The sequence below is a fragment of the Caulobacter sp. 10L414 genome (genome assembly GCF_056395525.1).
The window spans coordinates 20,513-43,511 of record NZ_JBFTJR010000068.1 but is presented as its reverse complement, the minus strand read 5'-3'; the positions used below and the strand labels follow the sequence as shown (position 1 = coordinate 43,511).

At 69.1% G+C, this 22,999-nt stretch carries 19 protein-coding genes and 1 tRNA gene; 8 read left to right on the top strand and 12 right to left on the bottom strand.

The window, feature by feature from the left end; all coding sequences use genetic code 11:
- The 3 genes from AC1DCG_RS21570 to AC1DCG_RS21560 form a co-directional block, all read left to right on the top strand.
- Positions 1-280 (top strand): UDP binding domain-containing protein (locus tag AC1DCG_RS21570; RefSeq protein ID WP_477041660.1); only part of this gene is annotated, 280 nt, incomplete at its 5' end.
- 9 nt (positions 281-289) lie between these two features.
- Positions 290-763: a glucuronosyltransferase gene (locus AC1DCG_RS21565; RefSeq protein WP_477031118.1), complete on the top strand. Its 474-nt coding sequence runs from the start codon at positions 290-292 to the stop codon at positions 761-763.
- Entirely contained in the window at positions 760-1,245 is a 486-nt protein-coding gene (locus tag AC1DCG_RS21560) for a glycosyltransferase (protein WP_477031117.1), read from the top strand. The genes AC1DCG_RS21565 and AC1DCG_RS21560 overlap by 4 nt, the downstream gene beginning before the upstream one ends.
- Before the next feature lie 72 nt (positions 1,246-1,317).
- On the opposite strand, the gene AC1DCG_RS21555 is transcribed toward AC1DCG_RS21560, so the two are convergent.
- Entirely contained in the window at positions 1,318-2,610 is a 1,293-nt protein-coding gene (locus AC1DCG_RS21555; protein ID WP_477031116.1) for a polysaccharide pyruvyl transferase family protein, read from the bottom strand.
- Positions 2,607-4,043, bottom strand: a complete 1,437-nt coding sequence (locus AC1DCG_RS21550; RefSeq protein WP_477031115.1) for an oligosaccharide flippase family protein — start codon at positions 4,041-4,043, stop codon at positions 2,607-2,609. The genes AC1DCG_RS21555 and AC1DCG_RS21550 overlap by 4 nt, the downstream gene beginning before the upstream one ends.
- Positions 4,044-4,252: 209 nt before the next feature.
- On the opposite strand from AC1DCG_RS21550, the gene AC1DCG_RS21545 reads away from it, so the two are divergent.
- A complete protein-coding gene (locus AC1DCG_RS21545) occupies positions 4,253-5,473 on the top strand; it encodes a glycosyltransferase (protein ID WP_477031114.1) in 1,221 nt (406 codons plus the stop codon).
- A gap of 16 nt (positions 5,474-5,489) precedes the next feature.
- On the opposite strand, the gene AC1DCG_RS21540 is transcribed toward AC1DCG_RS21545, so the two are convergent.
- The 4 genes from AC1DCG_RS21540 to AC1DCG_RS21525 are packed head-to-tail and all read right to left on the bottom strand — an operon-like array spanning position 5,490 to position 8,792.
- Positions 5,490-6,134, bottom strand: a complete 645-nt coding sequence (locus AC1DCG_RS21540) for an SGNH/GDSL hydrolase family protein (RefSeq protein WP_477031113.1) — start codon at positions 6,132-6,134, stop codon at positions 5,490-5,492.
- Positions 6,131-7,336 (bottom strand): O-antigen ligase family protein, encoded by a 1,206-nt coding sequence (locus AC1DCG_RS21535; RefSeq protein ID WP_477031112.1) that lies wholly within the window; start codon positions 7,334-7,336, stop codon positions 6,131-6,133. Before AC1DCG_RS21535 ends, AC1DCG_RS21540 begins: the two co-directional genes overlap by 4 nt.
- Positions 7,333-8,217 carry a glycosyltransferase family 2 protein gene (locus AC1DCG_RS21530; protein ID WP_477031111.1) on the bottom strand — a complete coding sequence of 295 codons (885 nt, stop codon included), beginning with the start codon at positions 8,215-8,217 and terminating at the stop codon, positions 7,333-7,335. The genes AC1DCG_RS21535 and AC1DCG_RS21530 overlap by 4 nt, the downstream gene beginning before the upstream one ends.
- Positions 8,214-8,792, bottom strand: a complete 579-nt coding sequence (locus AC1DCG_RS21525; protein ID WP_240903636.1) for an acyltransferase — start codon at positions 8,790-8,792, stop codon at positions 8,214-8,216. The genes AC1DCG_RS21530 and AC1DCG_RS21525 overlap by 4 nt, the downstream gene beginning before the upstream one ends.
- 260 nt (positions 8,793-9,052) lie before the next feature.
- Here AC1DCG_RS21525 and AC1DCG_RS21520 point away from each other — a divergent pair, with 260 nt between their 5' ends.
- A complete protein-coding gene (locus tag AC1DCG_RS21520; RefSeq protein WP_477041659.1) occupies positions 9,053-10,222 on the top strand; it encodes an alginate lyase family protein in 1,170 nt (389 codons plus the stop codon).
- Between the two features lie 45 nt (positions 10,223-10,267).
- On the opposite strand, the gene AC1DCG_RS21515 is transcribed toward AC1DCG_RS21520, so the two are convergent.
- The 4 genes from AC1DCG_RS21515 to AC1DCG_RS21500 all read right to left on the bottom strand — a co-directional run bounded on the left by AC1DCG_RS21515 (position 10,268) and on the right by AC1DCG_RS21500 (position 15,045).
- Positions 10,268-10,341: transfer RNA gene (locus AC1DCG_RS21515), tRNA-Cys, on the bottom strand.
- A gap of 92 nt (positions 10,342-10,433) precedes the next feature.
- On the bottom strand, positions 10,434-11,588 hold the full coding sequence (locus AC1DCG_RS21510) for an MFS transporter (RefSeq protein WP_477031109.1): 1,155 nt from the start codon (positions 11,586-11,588) through the stop codon (positions 10,434-10,436).
- Positions 11,585-13,852, bottom strand: a complete 2,268-nt coding sequence (locus AC1DCG_RS21505; protein WP_477031108.1) for a TonB-dependent receptor — start codon at positions 13,850-13,852, stop codon at positions 11,585-11,587. The genes AC1DCG_RS21510 and AC1DCG_RS21505 overlap by 4 nt, the downstream gene beginning before the upstream one ends.
- Positions 13,853-13,935: 83 nt before the next feature.
- Entirely contained in the window at positions 13,936-15,045 is a 1,110-nt protein-coding gene (locus tag AC1DCG_RS21500) for a phosphatidylinositol-specific phospholipase C1-like protein (RefSeq protein ID WP_477031107.1), read from the bottom strand.
- Between the two features lie 248 nt (positions 15,046-15,293).
- Here AC1DCG_RS21500 and AC1DCG_RS21495 point away from each other — a divergent pair, with 248 nt between their 5' ends.
- The 3 genes from AC1DCG_RS21495 (at position 15,294) to AC1DCG_RS21485 (ending at position 19,811) form a co-directional block, all read left to right on the top strand.
- A complete protein-coding gene (locus AC1DCG_RS21495) occupies positions 15,294-18,062 on the top strand; it encodes a TonB-dependent receptor (protein WP_477031106.1) in 2,769 nt (922 codons plus the stop codon).
- 130 nt (positions 18,063-18,192) lie between these two features.
- A complete protein-coding gene (locus AC1DCG_RS21490; protein ID WP_477031105.1) occupies positions 18,193-18,780 on the top strand; it encodes a TetR/AcrR family transcriptional regulator in 588 nt (195 codons plus the stop codon).
- 26 nt (positions 18,781-18,806) lie between these two features.
- Entirely contained in the window at positions 18,807-19,811 is a 1,005-nt protein-coding gene (locus AC1DCG_RS21485; RefSeq protein WP_477031104.1) for an NAD-dependent epimerase/dehydratase family protein, read from the top strand.
- Between the two features lie 111 nt (positions 19,812-19,922).
- Here AC1DCG_RS21485 and AC1DCG_RS21480 read toward each other — a convergent pair whose 3' ends face one another.
- A complete protein-coding gene (locus AC1DCG_RS21480) occupies positions 19,923-21,281 on the bottom strand; it encodes a DUF1501 domain-containing protein (RefSeq protein WP_165263110.1) in 1,359 nt (452 codons plus the stop codon).
- Positions 21,282-21,284: 3 nt separating this feature from the next.
- Complete coding sequence (locus tag AC1DCG_RS21475; protein WP_477031103.1) at positions 21,285-22,994, bottom strand: DUF1800 domain-containing protein; 1,710 nt, start codon at positions 22,992-22,994, stop codon at positions 21,285-21,287.
- Positions 22,995-22,999 lie beyond the last annotated feature (5 nt).

Below are 22,999 nucleotides of genomic sequence, written 5' to 3'. Positions count from 1 at the left end.
GGCCGAAGCCTTGCTGCCGGGCGTGACCTTCGTGGCCGGCCCCTACGAGGCCGCGCAAGGCGCCGACGTGCTGCTGATCCTCACCGAGTGGGACCAGTTCCGCGCCCYGGACCTGGACCGCCTCAAGCTGCTGCTGGCCGCCCCSGTCGTCGTCGACCTGCGCAACGTCTACAAGCCCCACGAAATGGTCCGCCACGGCTTCACCTACGCCTCGGTGGGGCGCGGGGCGGCGGCCGAGGCCGTGGAGCCGGCCGCGTCGCCGGTTTCGGTCGGGGCGTGAGGAACCGACATGGCCAAGGACATGGATGAGCGGCGACTGACGCGGGTCCTGGCGGTCTCGTCGTCGGGCGGTCACTGGGAGCAGCTGATGCTGCTGCGCGACAGCTTCCAGGGGTGCGACGTGCAGTACGCCGCGACCATGGAGGGGCTGGGCGAGCGCTCGGGCGTCGGGGCCACCCGCATCGTTCCCGACTTCAACGCCAACAAGCCCATGCGCGTGCTGACGGGCCTGATGGCGGTGGCCAAGGTGGTGCGCGAAGCCAAGCCGAACGTGGTGATCTCGACCGGCGCAGCGCCGGGCCTGATCGCGCTGCTGGTCGGCAAGATGATCGGGGCGCGCACGATCTGGATCGACAGCGTGGCCAATTCCGAGCGGCTGTCGCTGTCGGGCCGCATGGCCGGACGGATCGCCGACCTCTGGGTGACGCAGTGGGAGCACTTGGCCAATCGCAACGGCCCGGTCTACTACGGAGCAGTGCTATGATCCTGGCGACCGTCGGCACCCAGCTGCCCTTCGATCGGCTGATCGGCGCGCTGGACGAACTGGCGCCCAAGCTGGGCGTCAAGGTCGTGGCCCAGATCGGCGCCCAGGGGCGTGAGCCCGTCAACATCGAGTGGCGTCGCACGATGGAGCCCCGTCAGTTCGAGGCCCTGTTTCTCGAAGCCTCGGTGATCGTCGCTCATGCCGGCATCGGCACCGTGCTGGCCGCCAAGCGCCATCGCAAGCCGATCATCATCGTGCCGCGCCGGGCCGCCCAGGGCGAGCACCGCAACGACCACCAGATGGCCACCGCCCGCCAGCTAGGCGGAAGCCCTGGCATCTACGTGGCTCACGACATCGACGAATTGGGCGGGCTGCTGTCGCGGACCGACCTGGAGCGGCCTTCGCCGGAGGCCGGCCGGTCGATCGGCACCCTGCACAGCGCGCTGCGCAACTTCATCCAGACGGGCGTGGCGGTCAGCTGACCTGCGCGTCTTCGACGAACTGAAGCGGCCCCTCTTGCGAAAGAGGGGCCGCTTTCGTTTGTGGGCCTGTCCTCAGGCGACGGGCCAGAGCGTGCTGAGGTTGGACTGCGAGGCGCTCTTCACCTGGGGCAGGGCCTCGGCGACCTGCGCGCGCAGGGCCGGGGCCTTGGCGAACGAGTCGAGCACCAGGCGGCTGAGGCGCTCGGCGTCCTTGGCTTCCTCGGGCGCGATCAGTTGCTCCTCCGACAGCGAGAAGTGCTCGAAGAGGCCCGCGAACTTGCCCTGGTAGGTGATCCCGACGACGGGCACGCCCGAGCCCAGCGAACCGATCGCCAGGTGCATGCGGCCGGTGAACACCATGTCGAGCTCGGCGGCGATCGCCTTGATCTCGCCGGCCGAGATTTCCTTGTCCTGCAGGAAGGCGTAGCCGGGACGGTCGATCGCCTCGAGCACCCGGGCCAGCAGCGCCACGTCGCCGTGGGTCTCGCCGCGGAAGTCGTGCGGCAGCAGCACGACGCTGGAGCCGGTCTCGTCGATCAGGCGTCGGGCCGCCGTGGCGGCGGCCTCGACCAGCCGGCCGATCTCCTCGGGGGCGCGGTTGGGCACCAGCATCGGGTGGACGTTCAGGCCGCACACTGGGCGGCCCTCGGCGCGCTGGGCGCGGACCCAGGCCAGGGTCTGGGCGATGGCGTCCGACTCGCGCGGCTTCAGCATGAAGGCGCAGTCGGCGACGCGGCGGCCCGGCGTGGCTGACAGGGCGTCGAACCGGCGAAGCGACACCGGGTCGCGCAGGTTGATGGCCAGGCTGGGCGAGAGCTTGTTCTTCAGGAACAGGCGGACCGGCCAGGCCGCGCTGCTGTTGAACGAGAAGCCGCCGATCACCGCGCGGCCGCCCGCGCTGGCGAAGATCTCGGCGACCATCCAGAGGCGCAGCGAGGTGATGCTGGAATAGTAGCCGTCGAGCACGTCGGCGCCGATGACCAGCAGGGCGTCGTAGGCGCGCAGGCCCTTGGCGATGTCGCCCAGGTTCCACGGCGCGCGCCAGACCGGCACGGCCTCGACGCCCTGCGCGACGATGCGCTCGGGCAGGTCGTTGCCGGCGGTGGCGATGCCGATGCGGACGCCGGGCGTGCGGCGGCGGGCCTCGTCGATGATCGCCTGGATCATCGCCTCGTCGCCGCGCGAGCCGAACGGGTCGCGGCCGTCGGCGCTGAGGATCACCAGGCTCTTCGGCGGCTCTTCGGAGGGCTGGGCCGCCAGGGCCGAGCGCGCGCGGGACCACTGCGACAGCATCTGCGGCGTGCGGACGAGCTCACGCAGGCGTTCGCGCGGCGACTTTTTGCGTCCTTCGGCGATGCGGCTCAATTTGCAGTTCCCTTGATCCAGGCGGGGACGCGGCGCCCGCCTACCGAAACGATGGCCCGGCGCAGGGCGGGGCCGTTGAAGAGCATGGCGCTGGCCAGGTAGACCGCGCCGCCGATCGCGCCCAGCACCACCAGCCGCGGCAGCGAGTGGCCGAGCGTGCCGACATAGGGTCGCAGCGCCCAGATCGCGCCGAACATCAGGAAGGCGCTGAGCGCGAACGGCGTGACGATCTTCAGCAGGCGGACCAGCGAATAGCCGACCTTGCGCCGCCCGAAGGCGAAGCTGACCATGCCCAGCACCGCGTGCGAGATCGAGAAGGCCAGCACGATGGTCTGCAGGCTGCGGCCGTAGGTGGCGGAAAGCACGATGACCGAGGCGATCGCCTTCATGCCCTGGACGACCATCGCCACGCCGGGGCGGCCCACGGCGTTCAGCAGCGTGCCGTTGTAGTATTGCAGCAGGCGGAAGGCGCCCAGCAGCGACAGCGGCAGCAGGATCGCCTCGCTGCCGTGACCGTTGCGGCCAAAGGCGATGTCGGTGATCTCGGGGGCCAGCGCGCCCAGCATCACGAAGATCGGGAAGGCCAGGGCCGAGGTCAGTTCGAACGACTTGTAGAGCGCCTCCACCAGGGCGGGCCGGTCGTCGGCCAGGCGCGAGAAGTGCGGCATCGACACGTCGATGGTCACCGCGCTGATCAGCTGCATCAGCACGGCGTAGATGCGTGAGCCCATGATGTAGAGCGCCAGGGCGGCGGGGCCGAGGGCCGCGACGATGAACAGCTCGATGCTGCGGCCGCCGACATAGTCGAGCATGCGCGAGGCGAAGACCTTGGAGCCAAAGCGCACCAGCGGCAGGGCCCGCGCGGGCGAGGCCGGACGGGGCGTCCAGGGGCGGCGCCACCACACCATGACGGCGTTGATCAGCGCGAACAGCACCAGCTGGGCGGCCATGCTCATGGCGCCGAAGCCGAGCAGGGCCAGGCCCACGCCGACCGCGCCGCTGACCAGGGTGGCGATCAGCCCGCGCATGGCCAGCCAGCGGAAGTCGCCGTTGCGGCGCAGGACGGACTGGGGAATGTAGCTCAGCGCGTTGATCAGCACGGCGACCAGCGCCACCGACAGGATGGGGGTCAGGCCGGGCGCGCCGAGGAAGGCCTCGAGCTGGGCTGAAAAGATCAGGCAGGCGGCTGCGACGATGATCGAGAAGCCGACGTTGAACAGCGCCGCGGCCGACAGAATCTCGTCATCGATCTCCTTGGCCTGGACCACGGCCTCGCCCAGGCCGTTCTCGGCGAAGATCTCGGCGATGGCGATGACGGCGATGGCCGCGCTGAAAAGGCCAAGCTGTTCCTTCGGCAAGATTCTTGCCAAAGCGAAGAACACGGCAACGGATCCGAGGCGCACGCCCCAGTGCCGCAGCGCCGACCAAAACACTTGCAGTCTTATGCTCAAGGTCAGCGATCTCTGTCACAAAAAACGAAAGTTGGGTTTCGGCTTTGTATGTTCTTATATTGCCTTTCGTGACGCATATATTCTTGCCTCACCTATAGCAAGCGCTTAGGTTTGAGTGGGTCACACATTCTCGGATCGATGAACTGCATGCATAAGAAACGGCACGTTCAGCGCGTTAGGCGTGCGGCGCGATGACGGTCGGCAAGCGTACCGCGGCCTTCATCTGCGATGAGCCGCCGGCTCCCAACCAGAGCGGCCCGAGCACCTACAACCATACGATCCTGCAGGGCCTGATCGACCTCGGCTATGCCGTCACGGTCATTTGCACGACGCGTCGCTTCAAGGCGGTCGTGACCCGCGCGCCCCGGGTCGAGGCCCAGGTTCGCTACATCCACGCCCGGCAGGTCGGAGACCTGCTGGTCTGCGTCACGCCGCAAGCGATCGCGCGGGCCGGCAAGGCGATGCTGAAGACCCTGGCGCCCAAGCGCGGGGGCGGCGCTTCGGCAGGCGAGGGCGATCGGGTGGCCCGGATCGGCCGTTTCCTGTCGCCGCGCGAGCGACGGGCGGTCGCCGACCTGATCCCCGCCGACGTCGACGTGCTGGCGGTAGACACCATCTTCCGCGCGGCGCCGCTCGACGGCTGGAAGGGCCAGGCGCGCACCGTGCTGGTGGCCCATGACGTCTTCTACGAGCGGTCGCGTTCCTTCGCCGAGAACGGCTTCAAGGTCCTGCCGATGATCGAGCGCGACGCCGAGGCCGCGATCGTGGGGCGTTTCGACTGCATCGTCGCGATCAACAGCAGCGACCAGGAGCGCCTCGTCGACCTGGCGCCGGCGCGGCCGTGCGTGACCATCCTGCCCACCGCCAGCAGCAAGCCCGCGGCCCTGGACGGGCAGGCCGAGCGTCCGGCCAACCAGATCTTCTATCTGGGCACGCGCGCGCACCACAACGTGGACGGCCTGCGCTGGTTCTTCGACACGGTCTGGGACCAGGTCAGGGCGCGCCGTCCGGACGCCGTGCTGAACCTGGTCGGCTCGATCTGCGAGGACTTCCGCGACGAGCGCGCGGGGGTGGTTCTTCACGGCCGGGTCGACGACCTGTCGTCGGTGGCCGGCCGGTGCGCCTTCGCCATCAATCCCGTGCGGATGGGCAGCGGGCTGAAGATCAAGATGGTCGACTGCTTCAACCTGGGCCTGGGCTGCGTGACCACCCGCGTGGGCGCCTACGGTTTCCCGGTGGGCGAGGCCGCGCCGTTCGCCGCCGTTGACGGACCCGAGGCCTTCGCCGACGCCGTCGTCCGTTGGATCGACCAGCCGGACCTGGCGCGCCAGGCCGGCCTGGACGCTGTCGGCTATGCGCGGCTGTTCCGGCAGGAGGGCGCGACCAGCGCCCTGGAAACCGTCCTGGCCTGACCTTCGTCGGCCCTGCTCAGCAGGGCTTGCCGGCGATCTGGGCCGCCATGTGCGGCGCGACGATGCGGCGGGCGTAGTCCGGATCGGGATGACGTCCGTCGGGAATGGCCCGGCGGAGCGTGTCCGGACCAAGCTTGCGCCACAGAGGGCGATGGTCGACGAAGGTCGCGCCCTCTTCGCGGGCCAGTTGCTGGTACTGGCGGTAGTAGAGGTCGAGGCGAGGGCGCGTGAACTGCGCCATGCCGACGGACGGGTTCATCGCCAGCAGGAAGATGCGGCTGCCCGGGAATTCCTTGCGCAGGCGGCGGACCATCGTGCGGGCGTTGTCCAGGCTTTCGCGCGGCCCCACGCCCTTGAGCAGGTTGGCGTCGCCGCCGGCGAAGTCGATGGTCACCACGTCCGGGCGCAGCGCCACGGCCTGGTCCATGGCGCCCAGCCCCCAGCGCGAGGTCACGCCGGGCGCGGCGACGCGGGTGACCCGCACCTCGCGGTGAAGGCAGGCGCTGAGGCGCTTCTGCAGTTCGGGCTGCCAGTGGTTGCGGGACGTCAGGCTGGCGCCGATCGTCACCACCTGCAGCGGCCGATCGGCCTTGGCGTGAGCGGAAAGCGGCGTCGAGGCCATCAGGGTCGCCGCCGCGAGCGTGGCAAGGCCGGGTCTCAACTGACCGCGCCGCGCGACACCCCGCGTCCCGCGCTTCCGGGCGGCGTCAGCCAGGCCGGCCGCGACGGTCGCGGCTTGGGGCTGCGGACCTCGCGCGTGGCGTACGAGGCGATGGCCCCGACGAACAGCAGCGTGAAGTAGGGCGGCGTCGCCAGCGCGTTGTCGGTCAGGCTGAGCATCAGGTAGCCGAGCGCGGCGACCAGCATGGTGGCGTTGGGCGGGTGGCGGCGCGACAGCCACACCGCCGCCATGGCGCCGATGAACATGCCGAAGAAGGCGAATGAGCCGACATAGCCGAGCTCGACGGCGATGCGCAGGAAGTCGTTGTGCGAGGCGGCCGAGCCCGTGAGGATGTAGACGCTGCGCGGCACGGCCTTGATCGCGTGGCCAAAGCCGATGCCGGTGCGGCCGTACTCTTGCAGCAGCCCCTCGAGATAGTTCCAGAGCAGTTCGCGGCCGCTGAGGCTGTTCATCGAGAAGCGCTTGATGATCGGGCCGCCGAGCACGGCGACCGCGCCCAGCACGGCGTAGACGCCGCCGAAGCCGATCAGGAACTTGCGCGAGCCGCGGTCCTTGTAGGTGGCGAAATAGGTGTAGGCCAGCAGCATGGCGGCGATGGCCACGGGCATGCGCGCGGCGGTCGCCACCAGGATCAGCATGTTCACGCCCGCCAGTATGGCGTAGCGGCGGTCGCGAAGGCTGGCGTACTGCCCCGCGGCGAAGGCGCCGGCCATGGCGAAGCCGCCCAGGAAGGCCGGAATGGTCGAGCCCTGCAGGCGCGGAACGCCCGTGTAGCCCTGGCTGAACATGCTCCAGACGCCGATGACCTGGTAGACGAGGCCCAGGCCCAGCGCCAGCAGCGGCACCCAGGAGGCCAGGACCAGCCCGAAGTTGATGTCCTTCTTGTCGGGAATGCCGGCCAGCAGCAGGAACGGGATGATGTACTGGGTGACGGCGCGCAGATAGACGTCCCAGCTGAAGCTGGCCCAGTCGGTGGCCATCGCCAGGATCGTGGTGAGGGCCAGCGTCGCCGCCAGCAGCACCAGCACCACGTAGTTCTTGGGCCGGGTCGCCACATAGACGATGGCGGCGATCAGGAAGAACGACTTGATCAGCGCATTGATGCCGTCGGCCCGGAACGCCAGGTCGAAGTTCAGCAGAAACGACAGGTAGCCGACGAAGAAAAGGACGCGAAACGTCATTCAGCGATCCCGTAACGCAGCTTGGTCGTCGACAGCGAGGCGCGCACGGCGCTGACCAGCGTCGAAAGGCTCATGCGCCGCCGCAGCAGGTAATAGACCCCGACGGCGATCTTGCGCAGGTACTGCCGGTTGGCGGCGGGCCCCAGGCCGCGGTTCTTGGCGATCGCCAGCAGGCTGCCCAGGAAATACTCCTGGCGCTTCTCGACGATCTTGTCGCGGTGGCCGATCATCTGGACGTCGAGATAGGCCACGTCCTTGGCGCCGAAATAGGCCCGGATGGCGTAGTCGGTGTCCTCGCCGCCGCCGCTGGGCGTGCCCAGGCCCAGGTTCTCGTCGAAGCCGCCCAGGTCGCGCAGCAGGCCGCTGCGCAGGAAGATGGTGTTGGACGAGGCGTTCTTGACCGCCTCGTCGAGGCTGGCCGGGCGAAGCTGGGCCGAGAGGTCGCCCGCCGGCTGGGGCTGCGAGCCGTAGCGGCAGAAGGCCAGGTCGAGCTGCGGGGCGTCGGCGAACACCTTGCGCAGGGTGGCCAGCGCGCCGGGCGGATACCAGGCGTCGTCGTCGGGGAAGGCGCCGATGGCGTCGGGCGAGACGGTGTCGCCGGCTTCCTGGGCGAACAGGTTCAGCAGCACGTTGCGGGCGGCCGACAGCGACATGCGCTGGGGCGAGCCGACCACGGTCATGAAGCTGGGCGCCTTCTGGCGGAAGGCCTCGACGTCGGCGTCGCTGGCGCGCTGCAGCAGGATGAAGCTGCGGATCGCGCCGGCGCCGAGTTCGGTCTCGCTTTCGCGCAGGGCCGCGATGTGCCGTTCCAGCTCGTGGCCGCGCGGTGAGAGGAAGTCGGTGGTGGTGAAGAGATAGAAGAGGGGGGCGGGCGCGCTCATGATTCCTTCGTCCACTCCCGGTTGGCCATCCGGCCTTCGCTCAGCTCGATGCCGCGCTTGATGACCTTGGCCGGGTTGCCGGCGACGGCGCAGTTCGACGGCACGTTCTCGGAAACCACCGCGCCGGCGGCGACGATGACCTGGTCGCCGATCACCACGCCGGGCAGGATCACCGAGTTGATGCCGATGAAGCAGTCGTCGCCGATGACGGTGCGGCGATGCATCTTGCGCACGCCGTCGTGCGACAGGACGACCGCGCCGTTGGTGACGGCGGTGCGCGCGCCGATGTGCACGCCGCGGGGGTTGGTCTTGTCGAGGCGGGCGCCGAACGAGATGCGGGCGGTGGGATGGATGTTCATCCCGTAGATCAGGCGGAGGTAATCCCGATTCAGGCCGACGACCTTCTTGCGAACGGCGGTGCGAAGTTTCGCTAGCATCGTGTGCTTATGTCCCGTCAACAAAGACGTTGAAGTGAAGGCGAGATTTGAAGGTTTCTTGCCGTAGAGGATGCGTTCTTCAGGCGAGTTTGTGGCGCGCCCGTGTTCATCCACGCTTTGCGCGATCTTGCGTCGCAACATCTCCATAGCACGCGATGCGACTTGGGAAATCCGGATTCTCCGAACGGCAACGCTTAACAGCGATGGTCTCGCCGCAATTTTGATCGTCGTGCGACAATCTCTGCATAGGGTTTGACCTGCGCTCTCTTTCCCTCGCCTCGTATGCTCAAGCCGCCACGTTGCCGCCCTAGTGCCCAAGCGGAGTGGCCGTGGGAGGCGGGCGGCCGGTTCGTCGCGGCTCCCGGCGTCCCAGTGTCCCGAGTATCGAGGGGTTCAGTATGACCCGGAATGTTGGAAGATTTACGGCTGCGGCGCTGGCGAGACCGGCGCCGGCCAGGATCTGGGGACTGCAGGCGCTGGTGCTGGCCGTGGCGCTGGTCCTGAGTTGGGCCGGTTCGGTGCGGGCGGCCGATTTCGCGGTCGTCGATCCGGCAACGGTGCAGGCGGTCAAGCAGATGGGACGGGAGGGCGTCGGCGGCAAGTTCATCGCCCGCGCCATCAAGACCGTGAACCGCGCGCCCGCGCCGGTGTCGGCGTTCCGCGTCGAGGGCACGCTGCCGGGCGATCCGCAGCGCACCGCCAGCATCAAGGCCGAGCGGGACTTTCCCGTCATGCTCGACCAGGCCGTGGCCTATCGGATCACCGGCGATCCGCGCCACCTGGCCACGCTGAACCGCTATTTCGACGCCTGGACGGCGATCTACTCGCCGACGTTCAATCCGATCGACGAGACCCGGCTGGACGTCATGATCATGGCCTTCGACCTGTCGCGCGAAGACCTGGATCCCGCCGTCCGCGACCGCTTCGTCGCGCTGATGCGCAAGATGGCCGAGGGCTATCWCTCCGACATGGAGGGCAAGTACGCCACCGTGGTCCACAACTGGCAGAGCCATCGCGTCAAGCTGGCGACGATGTCGGCCTACGAGACGGGCGATGCGGCGCTGATCACCCGGGCCGGCCAAGCCTATCAGCGGCAGGTCGACGGCAACGTCTACGCCGACGGCACCGTCTACGACTATCACAGCCGCGACGCGATCCATTACCTGACCTACGACGTCAACGCGCTGATGATTGCGGCCCTGGCGGCGCGCGGCCACGGCCACGACTGGTTCTCGTACGTCAATCCGAACGGCGGGAGTCTCGGCGGAGTGCTGGCCTGGCTGACGCCCTATGCGCTGGGCGAGCAGACCCACCAGGAGTTCGTCAATTCGACGGTGAAGTTCGACGCCCAGCGGGCCGCCGCCGGCCAGTCCGACTTTTCCGGGACCTGGGATCGCGCCGACGGCGCGCAGACCTTCACTCTGGCCACGCTGTTCAGCACCGCCTACCGGCCGACGCTGGAGGTGCTGATCCCGCTGCCCGGCGCCAAGGTCTCCGAATGGCTGATGCTGCTCTGCACGGTGAAGAGCGCCCCGGGCGCGGCCTGTCCCGCGGGTGACGCCGTATAGCGGCGCGAGGGCGAAAAGCCCTGTCTGCTATGAAGGAGAAGAGGGTGGAGGCCCGGCCCGGAATCGAACCGGGGTAAACGGATTTGCAGTCCGGCGCGTAACCACTCCGCCACCGGGCCACCGGGTCGACACGCTTGCGTCGGCGAAGAGGGCGGATGGCTATCAGAGGTCTGGCGCGCCTGCAATGGCCAAACTGGCTTATCCCCACGCTTTACGCGCGGCGGGTCAGGTGGAGGCCGCAAATCAAGGCCAGGGTGGCGATCGCGAGGCCGCCGGCCAGCCAGACGGCCGGGCGCACGTCGTGTTCGCTGACGATCAGGGCGGCCAGCAGCGGCCCGGTCGCGCAGCCCAGCAGGCTGGCGCCGGGGCCCAGCAGGGCCGCGCGCCGGCTGGGATCTGCCTCGATGGCCAGAGGGGTCAGGAACGGCGAGGCGAACAGCCAGGCGAAGCCGAACAGGCCCGAAGCGGCCAGGAAGGCCGGCGCCGGCGGCAGGACGGCGAAGGCCAGCAGGCAGGCGGCCGCGGCGACCACGCCCAGGGTCAGCGACACGAACCACGACATCCGTCCGGCCAGGGCCGTGGCCGCCGCCCCGCCGGCGACCTGGGCGGCCAGCGAGATCGAAAAGGCCAGGCCCGCCGTCGTCGCCGTGTGTCCCGCCTGGCGCGACAGCGGTTCTGCGTAGATCCACAGGGCCAGGATGAAGGCCTGGAAGCAGAACACCGCCGCCAGGGCGACCCAGCCGCGCTGACTGGGCAGGCCCTTGGGCCCGTCCTCGGCCTCGGGCAAGGCGGCCCAGGCGCGCGGGGCCAGGAAGCCGGCCACGGCGGCCGATGCGGCCAGCGCCGCCAGCGCCACGAACCCGCCGTCAGGGCCGAACCGGCCGATGACGAAGAGGGTCAGGCCGGCCACCACGGCCAGCTGCGCCAGCGTCTGGACGGTCAGGTAGATCCCCGACCAGCGGTCCGGCCGCGACGAGCGCACGATCATGCCGGTGATGATCCAGATCAGCGCGCCGGCCGGCAGTCCCGCCGCCGCGCGGGTCAGCACCAGCAGGCCGTCATGCGCGAAGGTCGAGGCCAGGTTCAGCGCCGCCAGGAAGCAGCCGCAGGCCACCGCCGCCGGGCGCAGGCGCCTTGCGCCGAACAGGGGCCCCAGCACGGCCGCGCCGACGCCCATGGCCGCCAGCTCGGCCATGCCGGCCAGGCCGATCTCGGTCGCCGTCAGCCGCCCCGCCGCCTCCAGTCCGCCCAGCAGCAGCGGGCCGACGCCGGGAAACAACACCCCGACGATCCCGATCCACAGCACCGCCAGCCGCTGGGTCAGGCTGGGTTTCGGGCCGATCCAGGCCCCGGCCTGGCCGCTCAATAGCGGGCCCGCAGGTAGAGGCCGTAGGTGCGCGGCGGTCCCATGCTGAACACGTCGAAGCCCAGGCCTTCGATGGCGGTGATGTCGAGGATGTTGGTCTCGTCGAACAGGTTCTTGCCCCACACGCCCAGTTCGTAGCGGCCGCCGTCGAGCTTCCAGCCCAGCTGGCCGTTGACGTAGGCCCGGCCCTTGTCGCTGAGCCGCTCAGTGTTGGCGGTGTCGAAGAAGACCTTCGAGCGATAGGTGAAGTCCAGCTGGCCGGCGAAGTCGCCGACCGGCAGCGGATGCTCGTAGCGGACCACGCCGTTGACGCTGGCCTTGGGGGCCGAGGGCAGGCGGTTGCCCGAATAGTCCTGCCCGACCGAGACGAAGTCCTTGTACTCGGCGTTCAGCAGGGCCGCGCCGAGGGTCAGCGACAGGCCGCGCATCGGCCGCGCCTCGATCTCGGCCTCCGCGCCGTAGACCCGGGCGGCCGAGGCGTTGGTGAAGTACTGCACCGACAGGGCCCCGCGCTGGATGACGGTGTAAACCTGCAGGTCCTGGTAGTCGTAATAGAAGGCGGCCGCGTTCAGGCGCAGGCGGCGGTCGAGGAACTCGCTCTTGGCCCCCACCTCGAAGGCGTCGACGGTCTCGTCGTCATAGGGGCCCAGGTCCTCCGGCGCGGTGGTCTGGCCGGTGAAGAAGCCGCCGCTCTTGTAGCCGCGATTGTAGGTCGCATAGAGGTTGGCGTCGTCGCTCAGCGCGTAGCGCAGGCCAAGGCGCCCCGACAGCGACTTGAAGGTCTTGTCGCCGTCGTAGGTGAACAGCGTCAGCAGGCCGTAGTCGACGTCGCTGACATAGTGGAAGCTCTTGTCGTCGACCGAATAGCGCAGGCCCGCCGTGAAGGTCAGGCGCGAGGTCAGGTCGTGGTCCACCTGGCCGAAGACCGCCCAGCTGCGGGTCTTCTGGGTCAGCGGCCAGCCGAACACGCCGATGCTGGCGGCCGGGTCCATGCCGGTCGGATTGTCGGGCGTGGGGCTGCGCAGGTCGCCCAGCACGTCATAGCGGCTGTCGTTGGACAGGTCGTCCTTGGCCCAGTAGAGGCCGGTCACCCAGCGGGTGGGGCCGGCGCCGTTCGACTGCAGCCGGAACTCCTGGCTGGCCGTCTCCTGCAGGGCGATGTAGCGGGCGCTGATCACCTGCAGCGGATTGGCGTCGGTGTCCTCCCAGTCGTCGCGGGCGGCGCGCTGGTAGCCGGTGATCGAATAGAGGGTCATGTCGCCCAGGTCGTAGGAGACGCTGGCCGTCGCCCCGAACAGCTTGACGATGTCCTTGCCCTCGAAGCGGTAGTCGCCCTCGTAGAGGTCGCTGCTGGTGTTGGCGTAGCCCAGCACGTTCGTGCACTGGCCCGAGGTGTAGTAGGCCGGCTTGCAGACGGCGTAGCCGAGGCTGGGATCGAAGTCGCCGGCCGCCTCGGGCGTCTGGGCCACCAGCGAGCGGTGATAGGTCCAGATCGAGCCGCCGCGAGACTGGTTCAGGCTCAGCGTCAGGTCGGCGGTCAGCTTGTCGTCGGGCTTGTAACGTAGGGCCAGACGCGTAGCCCAGCGGTTGGCGTCGTTGCCCTTGTTCCCCGTCAGGCGGTTGGTCGTATAGCCGTCGTTCTTGTCGTAGAGGCCGCTGATGCGGAACGACAGGGCGTCGCCGGCGATCGGTCCGCCAAAGCCGCCCTGGGCGTTGATGGCGTTGAAGCGGCCGTACTCGACGGCGATGTCGCCGCCCGGCGTGCTCGAGGGCTTGCGGGTCGTGACGTTGATCGCCCCGCCGGTGGTGTTGCGGCCGTAGAGCGTGCCCTGCGGTCCGCGCAGCACCTCCACCTGTTCCAGGTCGTAGAAGCCGGCCAGCTGGGCCAGCGGCGAAGCCACGTACACCCCGTCCACATAGACGCCGACGGCGCTGGCCGTGCCGGGGTTGAAGTCGTTGACGCCGATGCCGCGGATGAACATGCGCGGGTTGGCGGCGTTGTCGTCGGTCTTGATCTGCAGGCCGGGCGCCAGGCCCGACAGCGCCAGCACGTCGCCGACCCGCTGGTTCTGCAGCTGGGCGCCCGTCATGGCGGTGACCGAGACGGGCACCTCCTGCAGGTTCTCCGCCCGTCTCTGGGCGGTGACGACGATCTCGTCCAACGCGACGGGCGCGGCCTGGTCGGCCGTCTGAGCCCAGGATGAGGTCGCCGACGCCATCATGGCGACGGCGGCGACCCCGGCGAACACTTGCAGCTTGCGCACTACAATCCCCCGCATGTCCGTACGAGGAGGATGCTAGCTATAACTATCGTTTTGGCAAGCGCCGTTCGGCGACTTGTGTTTGCCTATTTCGGGATTGCCCTGGACGGGGCGCCGGCGGTCGTCTCGATCGCGCCGTCGCAGGTCCTGGGCGCGCGCACGGGATTGCAGGCGGCCGCGACGCCGGCGGGCAGGCGCACGGTGTAGTTCCCGGGCAGGCGCGGGTCGGCCCACATGTAGTCGGTCGAGACGTACTGGGCGCCGCTGGCGAGGGCCGCGTCGCGCTGGGCGACGTCGGCGGCGCGGGCGGCCCAGGTGTCGGCGTCGGCGCGGGTGCGCACGATGAAGCCGGCCTTCACGGCCGCGGCGATGCGGTCCTTCTGGGCGATGGGATCGTTGAGCGTCAGGTAGGCGGCGGCCGGCGAGGCCTCGTCGGTGTTGACGAACATCGCCCGGCCTTCCAGCGAGGCGCGGGCGCCGCGATAGATCGCCACCTTGGCCGGCCCCTCGTCGAGGGCGAAGAACACCTTGCCGCGCGCGGCCTCCAGCGTCGGCCAGCCGCCGGCCAGAACCGCCTCGCGCAGGGTGGCCTTCCTGCCCTGCACCAGGTCGGGGGTGATCAGGCGGTCGGGACCGAAGACGCCGCGGATTTCGGCGTCCAGCGCGTCGAAGGTCTTTTCGTCGAAGGGCAGGGGCGTGACGCCGCCCGGCAGGCTGGGCTGGCCCTCCTTGGCGTTGAGCAGGATCAGGATGGGGACGTGGCCTGGATGGGCGTCCGACCAGGCGCGGACCTGCGAGAGGCATTCGACGAAAGTCACGCACGAGGTGCGGAAGTCGACGTCGGGCATGTGCAGGGTCTTGAAGCCGGGGCGAGCCAGGGCCTGCGCCGTCGCCGGCGGCAGGGTCGTTCCGCCGCCCAGGGCGGTCAGGGGCCTGGCGTAGCGGCTTCCCTGCGGGTCGGCGACGACGTCGATCTCCAGCTGGCGGGCGCCGGCGTCGAGCTGCTCGGCAAGCGGGCGATGGGCGTAGTCGAGGGCCAGGACGGGCCGTCCGCGTGCGGCGACCATCGCGGCCAGCTCGGCCGGCGGGATCGCCTGCTTGTAGGAATTGTGGGTGCCGACGGCCACAAGGTCGTTCATCCGCAGCGGCGCCTCAGCGGCCGCCGCCATCGTCATCGCCGCCAACAGGCCCAGCATCGCACGCCCTCCACCCTGAGAAAGGGGGCCTGTCTAGCGACGGCGCATGACGGTTCGACGTCAGGCCTGCGTCACCGCCCTGCGGCCCATTCGCAACAAATACGGGGAAAGTCGAACGCCCGACGTGGGGCTTCATCGGCTCGTTATCAAACTCGTAACACGCGGTCACAATTTCGCCCTAACCGCCCCGCCATCGCGCCGGAGGCCCGCTCTTGGAGGCTCCCGGCGATCCAGTTGCAGGGGGTCTCATGTCCACCACGAAGAAAGCGCTGTCGCTCAGCGCCGCGTCGGCCGTCCTGGCCTTCGCCATGCTCGCCGCGCCGGCCCAGGCCGCCGACATCTCGGCCGATGCGCCGATCGCCACCGCCGCCGATGACGCCGACGCCGTCGAGGCCATCGTCGTCCAGGGCTTCCGCAAGTCGCTGGGCGTGGCCCGCGAGATGAAGCGCGACAGCAGCATCGTCGCCGACGTCATCGTCGCCGAGGACATGGCCAAGTTCCCCGACCTCAACCTCGCCGAGTCGCTGCAGCGCCTGCCCGGCGTGGCCATCAACCGCGAAGCCGGCGAAGGCCGCCGCGTGTCCCTGCGGGGCCTAGGTCCGGACTTCACCCGCGTGCAGCTGAACGGCATGGAAGTGCTGGGCAACGTCGACTCGCCGATGGACAGCCGCGGCCAGACCTCGCGTGACCGGGCGTTCGACTTCAACATCTTCGCCTCGGAACTGTTCTCCAAGATCGACGTGCGCAAGTCGTTCTCGGCCGAGCAGGACGAGGGCGGCATGGCCGGCACCGTCGGCCTCTACACCGCCAAGCCGTTCGAGTATTCGGGCCGCAAGGCCGCGCTGTCGCTGCAGGGTGGCACCAACAGCGCCACCAAGGACTTCCAGCCGCGCGTCGCCGGCATGATCAGCCAGAACTGGGACGACAAGTTCGGCGTCCTGGTCTCGGTCGCCTACTCCAAGCGCCAGGTCGAGGAGCAGGGCTACAACACCTACGGCGCGGGCCAGCAGAAGGCCAACGCCGCCAACGTCGTCAATCTCAGCCCGACCGACGCGGCCAAGGCGCTGGCCGGCGAGCTGATCTTTCAGCGCGGCAACCGTCTTTCGGTGTGGGGCGCCGACAACGAGCGCCTGGGCGTGACGACCGCCCTGCAATGGCGCCCGGTCGAGAGCCTGACCCTCACGCTCGACGGCCTGTACGGCAAGTTCTCCAACGACCGCAGCGAAAACCACCTGGCCACCCGCGCCAGTGTCGGCTCGACCATCCTGGGCGCGGCCACGCCGCACTCGGGCGTGACGACGGCCCCCCCGGTGCTGCGCTCGATCCAGTACGACCAGTACAACACCATCCTCTACGCCGACGTCGCCAACACGGTGTTCGCCACCGAGACCCGTCGCCAGGAGACCGAGAACACCTTCAAGCAGCTGGTCCTGACCGGCGAGTGGGAGGTCTCCGAGAAGCTGAAGGTCGACGGCCACATCGGCCAGGAGACGTCGGACTACGACATCCCGATCTCCGACAAGTTCTACACCGAGGCGTTCGGCGACCTGATCACCGACTACCGCGGCAAGACGGCCAAGAACACCTATGGCTGGAACACCATCGACCCGAATAACTACCGCGCCCACGAGATCGACTTCTCGGCCACCTACCAGACGACCGAACTGAACAACGCCGAGGTCAACCTGGCCTACAAGTTCGACGAGGCCCTGATCCTCAAGGGCGGCCTGTCGTTCCGCGGCTTCAAGAACTCGGGCTACACCCAGACCAACGACGACGTGAACAAGACGCCGTGGGAGAAGGGCACGCTGGATGACCGCGTGACCAACTACTACAAGATCTTCGACAAGCATAAGGACCAGTCGTGGATCATCGTCGACTGGAACAAGGCGCTGGCGCAGTACAACGTCACCCGCACGCTCAGCGCCCCCAAGTCGGTCTATGAGGTCGAGGAAGAGACCAAGGCCGGCTACGTGCAGCTGGACTGGAAGACCGAGCTGGCCGGCATGCGCCTGCGCGGCAACATCGGCGCGCGGGCCTATGACACCGAGCTGACCTCGTCGGGCGTGACCACCCGCACGACGGCGGGCGTGTCCTACAACGTGCCCGCGACGGTGAAGAAGAGCTATTCGGGCGTGCTGCCGGCGTTCAACGCGGTGCTGGAGGTCTCCGACCAGTTCCAGATCCGCGCCGCCGCCGCCCAGAACATCAACCGTCCGGCCCTGGCCGCCTACGCCATGAACGGCACGATCAGCGTCGACGGCTCGACCGTCACGGTCTCGACCGGCAACCCGAACCTCGACCCCTACACCTCCGACGAGTTCGACCTGTCGGCCGAGTGGTACTTCGGCAGCGTCGGCATGCTGACCGCCGGCGTATTCCATAAGAAGATCGACGGCCTGGTCAGCAGCCAGACCGTGACCAACGTGCCCTATTCCAGCACCGGCCTGGCCGAGGGCCTCTATCCGGGCGTGACGGGGTCGACCAACGTCGCCTCCTACACCCGCCAGGTGAACCTCAACGACGCCACCCTGACGGGCCTTGAGCTGAGCGCCCAGAGCGACTTCTTCTTCCTGCCCGGGCCGCTGAAGAACATGGGCGTGGTGGCCAACCTGACCCTGATCGACTCCGAGACGACCAACAAGATCAACACCCTGGACTTCAAGGGCGAGATCTACGGCATGTCCGACGTCAACTCGAACATCACGCTCTACTACGAGACCCCCAAGTGGGGCGGCCGGATGTCGGCCAACTACCGTTCGGACTACACCATCGACAGCGGCGGCTTCGAGGCCACCACCTATGTCGACGCGGCGGCCTTCTACCAGCTGTCGCCGCGCATCCGCCTGACGCTGGACGGGGTGAACCTGACCGACGAGCGCGAGGCCCAGTACAACAGCTTCTGGGTCTACGACACGACCAAGAAGCTGGTGGTCACCCAGCCGGGCGCCCAGCGCCTGTGGAACCACACCAAGAGCGGCCGCACCGTCTTCTTCGGCGCCAACATCCAGTTCTAGGCGCCCGCCAGGACGACCATGGCGCGCCCCGGGGCCTTGCGGCTCCGGGGCGTCGTCGTTTCCGAAGGGCGGTTGCCCGACGGGATGGACTCATTTATATCCGACTGGTCGGTTATAAATGGAGTTGATCATGGGCCGCAGACGCATCGTCGATCGTGACGCCGTGCTCGACGCCGCCGAGGCGGTGGTCGCCCGCGACGGGGCCGCGCGCCTGACGCTGGACGCGGTGGCCGAGCAGGCCGGCATCGGCAAGGCCACGGTGCTGTACGACTTCAAGACCAAGGCGGCGCTGATCGACGCCGTGGTCGAGCGGGCGGTGGCGCGCGACAACGCCTTCAACATCGCCATGGCCCAGAGCCTGGAAGGGGAGGGCGACGCGGTGATCCGCGGGCGGATCCTGGCCGCGGCGACGCCCCTGCCCGACGACTTCCGCGCCGTGGCCCTGAACCTGTGCGCGGCCCTGGCCCAGGACGCGGGCCTGCGCGGCCATATCCAGCAGAACCAGCGCGCGGTGATCACCGCCCTGACCGCCGATGCGGCCAGCCCGCGCGGGGCGCTGCTGGCCTATCTGGCGCTGGAGGGGCTGAAGCTGCTGGAGGCGCTCGACTATCACGCCTGGCCCGCCGATGAGCGGGCTCGGATCCTGCGCGAGATCAACTGGCTGGTGACCGCAAAGCCCGACGGCGAGGCGCCTCTGCCGTCGCCGAAGACGACCTGAAGACTCCCACCTAGGACCTGGAAAGCATGACCTTCAACGAACCCGCCGCCGGCGGGCGCGCGCCCGCGCGCCTGTTTCTCACCGGGGGCAGCGGCTATGTCGGCCGCAACCTCATCCGCCGCCTCGTCGCCGACGGCGTGCAGGTCGTGGCGCTGGCCCGCAGCGCGGCCGCCGTCGAGACCGTCCACGACCTGGGCGCCGAGCCTTTCGAGGGCGACCTCTTCGATCCGCGCCTGGCGGAGGGCATGGCCGGCTGCGACGCCCTGGTCCACGCCGCCGCCGACACCGATCACGGGGCCGGCGTCGAGGCCAGGCTTCAACGGATCAATGTCGAGGGGACCCGCGCGGTGCTGGCCGCGGCAAAGGCGGCGGGCGTGTCGCGCGCGGTGCTGATCAGCACGGAGTCGGTGCTGCTGGGCGGCGCGCCGCTGGTCGGGGCGAGCGAGGACCATCCCTATCCCGCACGTCCGGCCGGGGCCTATTCGAAGACCAAGGGGCGGGCCGAACGCCTGGCGCTTGCGATGAGCGAGCCGGGCTTTGCAGTCATGGCCATGCGGCCGCGCTTCGTCTGGGGGCGCGACGACACCACGGCCCTGCCGCAACTGGCCGACGCCGTGCGTTCGGGCGCCTTCGCCTGGATCGACGGCGGCCGCTACCGCACCTCGACCACCCATGTCGCCAACCTGTGCGAAGGCGTGGCGCTGGCGCTGAAGAACGGCGCCGGCGGGCAGGCCTACTTCATCACCGACGGCGAGCCGGTGGAGTTCCGCGCCTTCGCCACGCGCCTTCTGGCCACCCAGGGCCTGACCGCGCCGGACAAGACCGTTCCGCGCGGCTTGCTGAAGACCATCGCCACGGTCGGCGACGCCCTGGCGGCGATCAGCGGCGGCCGCCTCAAGGGGCCGCTCAGCCGGCAGGTCTACGCCACCTCGGCCGTCGAGGTGACGGTGAGCATCGCCAAGGCCCGCGCGACGCTGGGCTATGCGCCCGTGGTGTCGCGCGAGCAAGGGCTGGCGGAGTTGGCGGGGTAGCACCCCCTCCGGCCCTCCGGGCCACCTCCCCCAGAGGGGGAGAATCTAGTCAGCAAGATGCTCCCCTCTGGGGGAGCTGTCGCGGAGCGACTGAGGGGGTCTGCCCCCGGCCTACCCGAACAACGGCACCGGGCCTCGTCCGCCGCCGTTCCAGGTCGCCCAGTTGGGGAACACGTACGGCATGTCGGCGGGCGAGACGCCGTACCACTGGGCGATGGCGCCGACATACTCCTCGACGGCGATGCTGGGGATCCAGCGGCCGTCGTTGTAGGCGTCCTCGGCCCCGCCGTAGGTGGTGTCGGGATAGCGGCCGTGGACCTTGCGCGAGGCCAGGGCCGCGCCCAGCACCAGGTGGTTGGAACCCCAGGCGTGGTCGGTGCCGGCGTTGGCGTTGGGTTTGTAGACCCGGCCGAAGTCCGACATCGTGAAGGCGGTGACGTTGTTGGCCAGGCCCAGCGCCTTCATGGCGTTGTAGAAAGCCGCCAGAGCCATGGCGAGGTCGGCGTATAGGCTGTTGTGCGACGCGGCCTGGCCGTTGTGGGTGTCGTAGCCGCCCTGGCTGACGAAGAAGGTCTGCTTGGCGTGGCCCAGGGTGTTGCGGGCCTCGATCATCCGCGCCGCCCGCAGCAGCTGGCGCGAGATCTCGCTGGTCAGGGTCGCCCCGGTGGTCGGGTTCTTGAAGTACTGGTCCACGGTCGAGGTCGTGGCGCTGACGATGGTGTTGGCCGTCGCCGCCTGGGCGTAGGCCGACGACATGCCGCGACCGGTGAAGTCGGTCACCGCCCCGAAGGCCGAGGCGTCCGAGAACGCGTTCAGCGCCTGCTGGCGGGCGATCACCGCCGCGTCGGTGCTGGCGGCGTTGTAGCCGTTGCGCGAGATGCCGCCGCTGGACGGCAGGATCAGCGGAGACTTGCGGCTGCCCAGCAGGGCCAGCTGCGAGCCGGCGATCGAGACCAGCGGCGGGATCTCGGCCGCCTCGGCGCGATCCAGGATGCGGCCCATGAACCCGTCGAGGTTCTTTTCGCGCATGCGCATGCCCTGCCACTCGTTCTGCTGGTCCTCGTGGGACATCAGGTTCAGCGGGCGCAGGTCCGGGCGGCTCTGGTAGATGGTCTTGGTCAGCGGCTGGAACAGCGTGCCGGTGTTGAGCACGACGCTGAGCGCGCCCTCGTCCCAGGCGCTCTTCAGCGAGGCCATGGCCGGGTGCAGACCGAACGCCGTGCCGGTCAGCGGCATGAGGGCGTCCTGCTTGACGGCGATGGCCGCGCGCTTGGCGGCGTAGTCGGCGTAACGCTCGTCGTTGGGGATCACCATGTTCCAGGCGTCGTTGCCGCCGAACAGGAAGACCCCGACCATCGCGCGATAGCTGGAGGTGTCGGCGACGGCGGCCGAAACCCCGATCTGGGCGAGGGCGGCGGTGGCGGAGGCGCCGGCGAGCAGCCGGCCGAAATCACGGCGGGAAAGGGTCATGGCTCAGCGGTCGACTTGGAAGTGAGGGGAGGTGGCGACGACGTAGAGGGCGACCTGCGCCCGCTTGCGCGCCTGGACGGCGGGGTCGGTGTGCTTGACGGCGGCCATGGCGCTGGACAGCGCGCTGCGTTGGGCCGCGGTCATGGTCCCGTTGAGGAAAACCAGATCGATGCGCTCGAGCATCCTGGCCTCGTCCGCGGCCAGCGCCTCCCATTGCGGCCAGGGCAGTTCGACGGCGGTCGAGCCCGGGATGGTCGCCTGGGCCTTGAACTCGGTGCGGGTGGCCTCGCCGGCCATGGTCCAGTCCCAGGCCAGGTTGTGGCGGGCGACCATGGTCGAGGTGGTCATCAGCTTGCTGGCCGGGCTCATCTCGCCCGAGCCCAGCGGCAGCGGGAAGTCGTAAGGGTAGAAGTTGAACACCGACGGGGCGCGGAACGGCATCTGCCCCAGGCCCGCGTCGCGATAGTAGAAGGCGTAGCCGTCCGACTTCAGGCCCATGCCGCGGGCCAGGCCGGTCAGGAACAGCACCGGCTCCTTGACCTTGCCGGGCGTGGCCGCCGCGCCGCGCGCCTCGCTGTCGGTGAGGATCGCCTTGATCACCGCCTTCATGTCGCCCCGCACGCCCGCGCCGTTGTCGGCGAAGACGGTCGCGACCCGGCCCACATAGGCTGGCGAAGGGTTGGCCAGGGTCAGCTGCTGGATCAGCCGCTTGGAGATGAAGGGGGCGGTGTTGGGGTGGTTGAAGACGGTGTCGACCACCGTGTCGAGGTTCTGCTGCTGGGTCGCGCCGGCCGGGACCGTCACGTTCAGGAACGTCTTGGCGCCGGTGTCGAACCGCGCGGCGTTGACGATCATCGGCTTGGAGTAGTCGATCTTGGCGTAGTCGGTGATCGGCGCGCCATCCAGGCGGGCGTAGGTCCAGCCGGTCAGCGCGCGGGCCACTTCCTTGACCTCGGCGTTGGAGTAGGTGGCGATCACCGCCCCGTCGGCGCCGGTCTTGGGCGTGCCGTCCATGTTCAGCATCACGGTGCCGATCGAGAACAGCTGCATCAGCTCGCGGGCGTAGTTCTCGTTGGGGGCCGACCTGTTGCTGTCGACCATGTCGAGGAAGTTGCCCATGAACGGGTTCAGGGTCACCTCGCGCAGGATGTCCTTGTAGTTGCCGAAGGCGTTGCCCAGCAGGATCTGGTTGAAGGTCGCCAGGCCGGCGGTGGTGTGCACTTCCAGGTCGGAGGCGACCACGATCTGCGACAGGGCGAAGGCCGTGCGCTGGCGCAGCTGGTCGTCCTTGCCCATGGCGTTGGAATAGAACCGCATGGCCATCGGCAGGGCGCCGAAGTTGTCGCGGTTGCAGTTGTTCAGGTCCGTGCCGGTCAGGTTCTGCGCCGTGCAGAAGTTGGTCGCCACCGGCTTGGCGGCGATGTCGGCGTAGGTGCTGGCGTTCAGGGCGAACTGCTGGTCGATCCAGGCCCCGGCGTTCTTGGCCGCGACGATCTGGTCGATCAGTTCGGGGGTCGGGCCGAAGCTCGCCTGCTTGGCCAGGCGCGAGGCCTCGGCCGCCGAGATCACCACCGGCGGCGGGGTGGTGGGCGTCGTGCCGCCGCCGCCCTGGGGCGTCGACGATCCGCCGCCGCCGCTTCCACCGCCTCCGCAGGCGGACAGAAGAAGGGCCAGGCCGATCCCGGACCCCGAAGCTAGAAGTTTGATACGCATGGCGC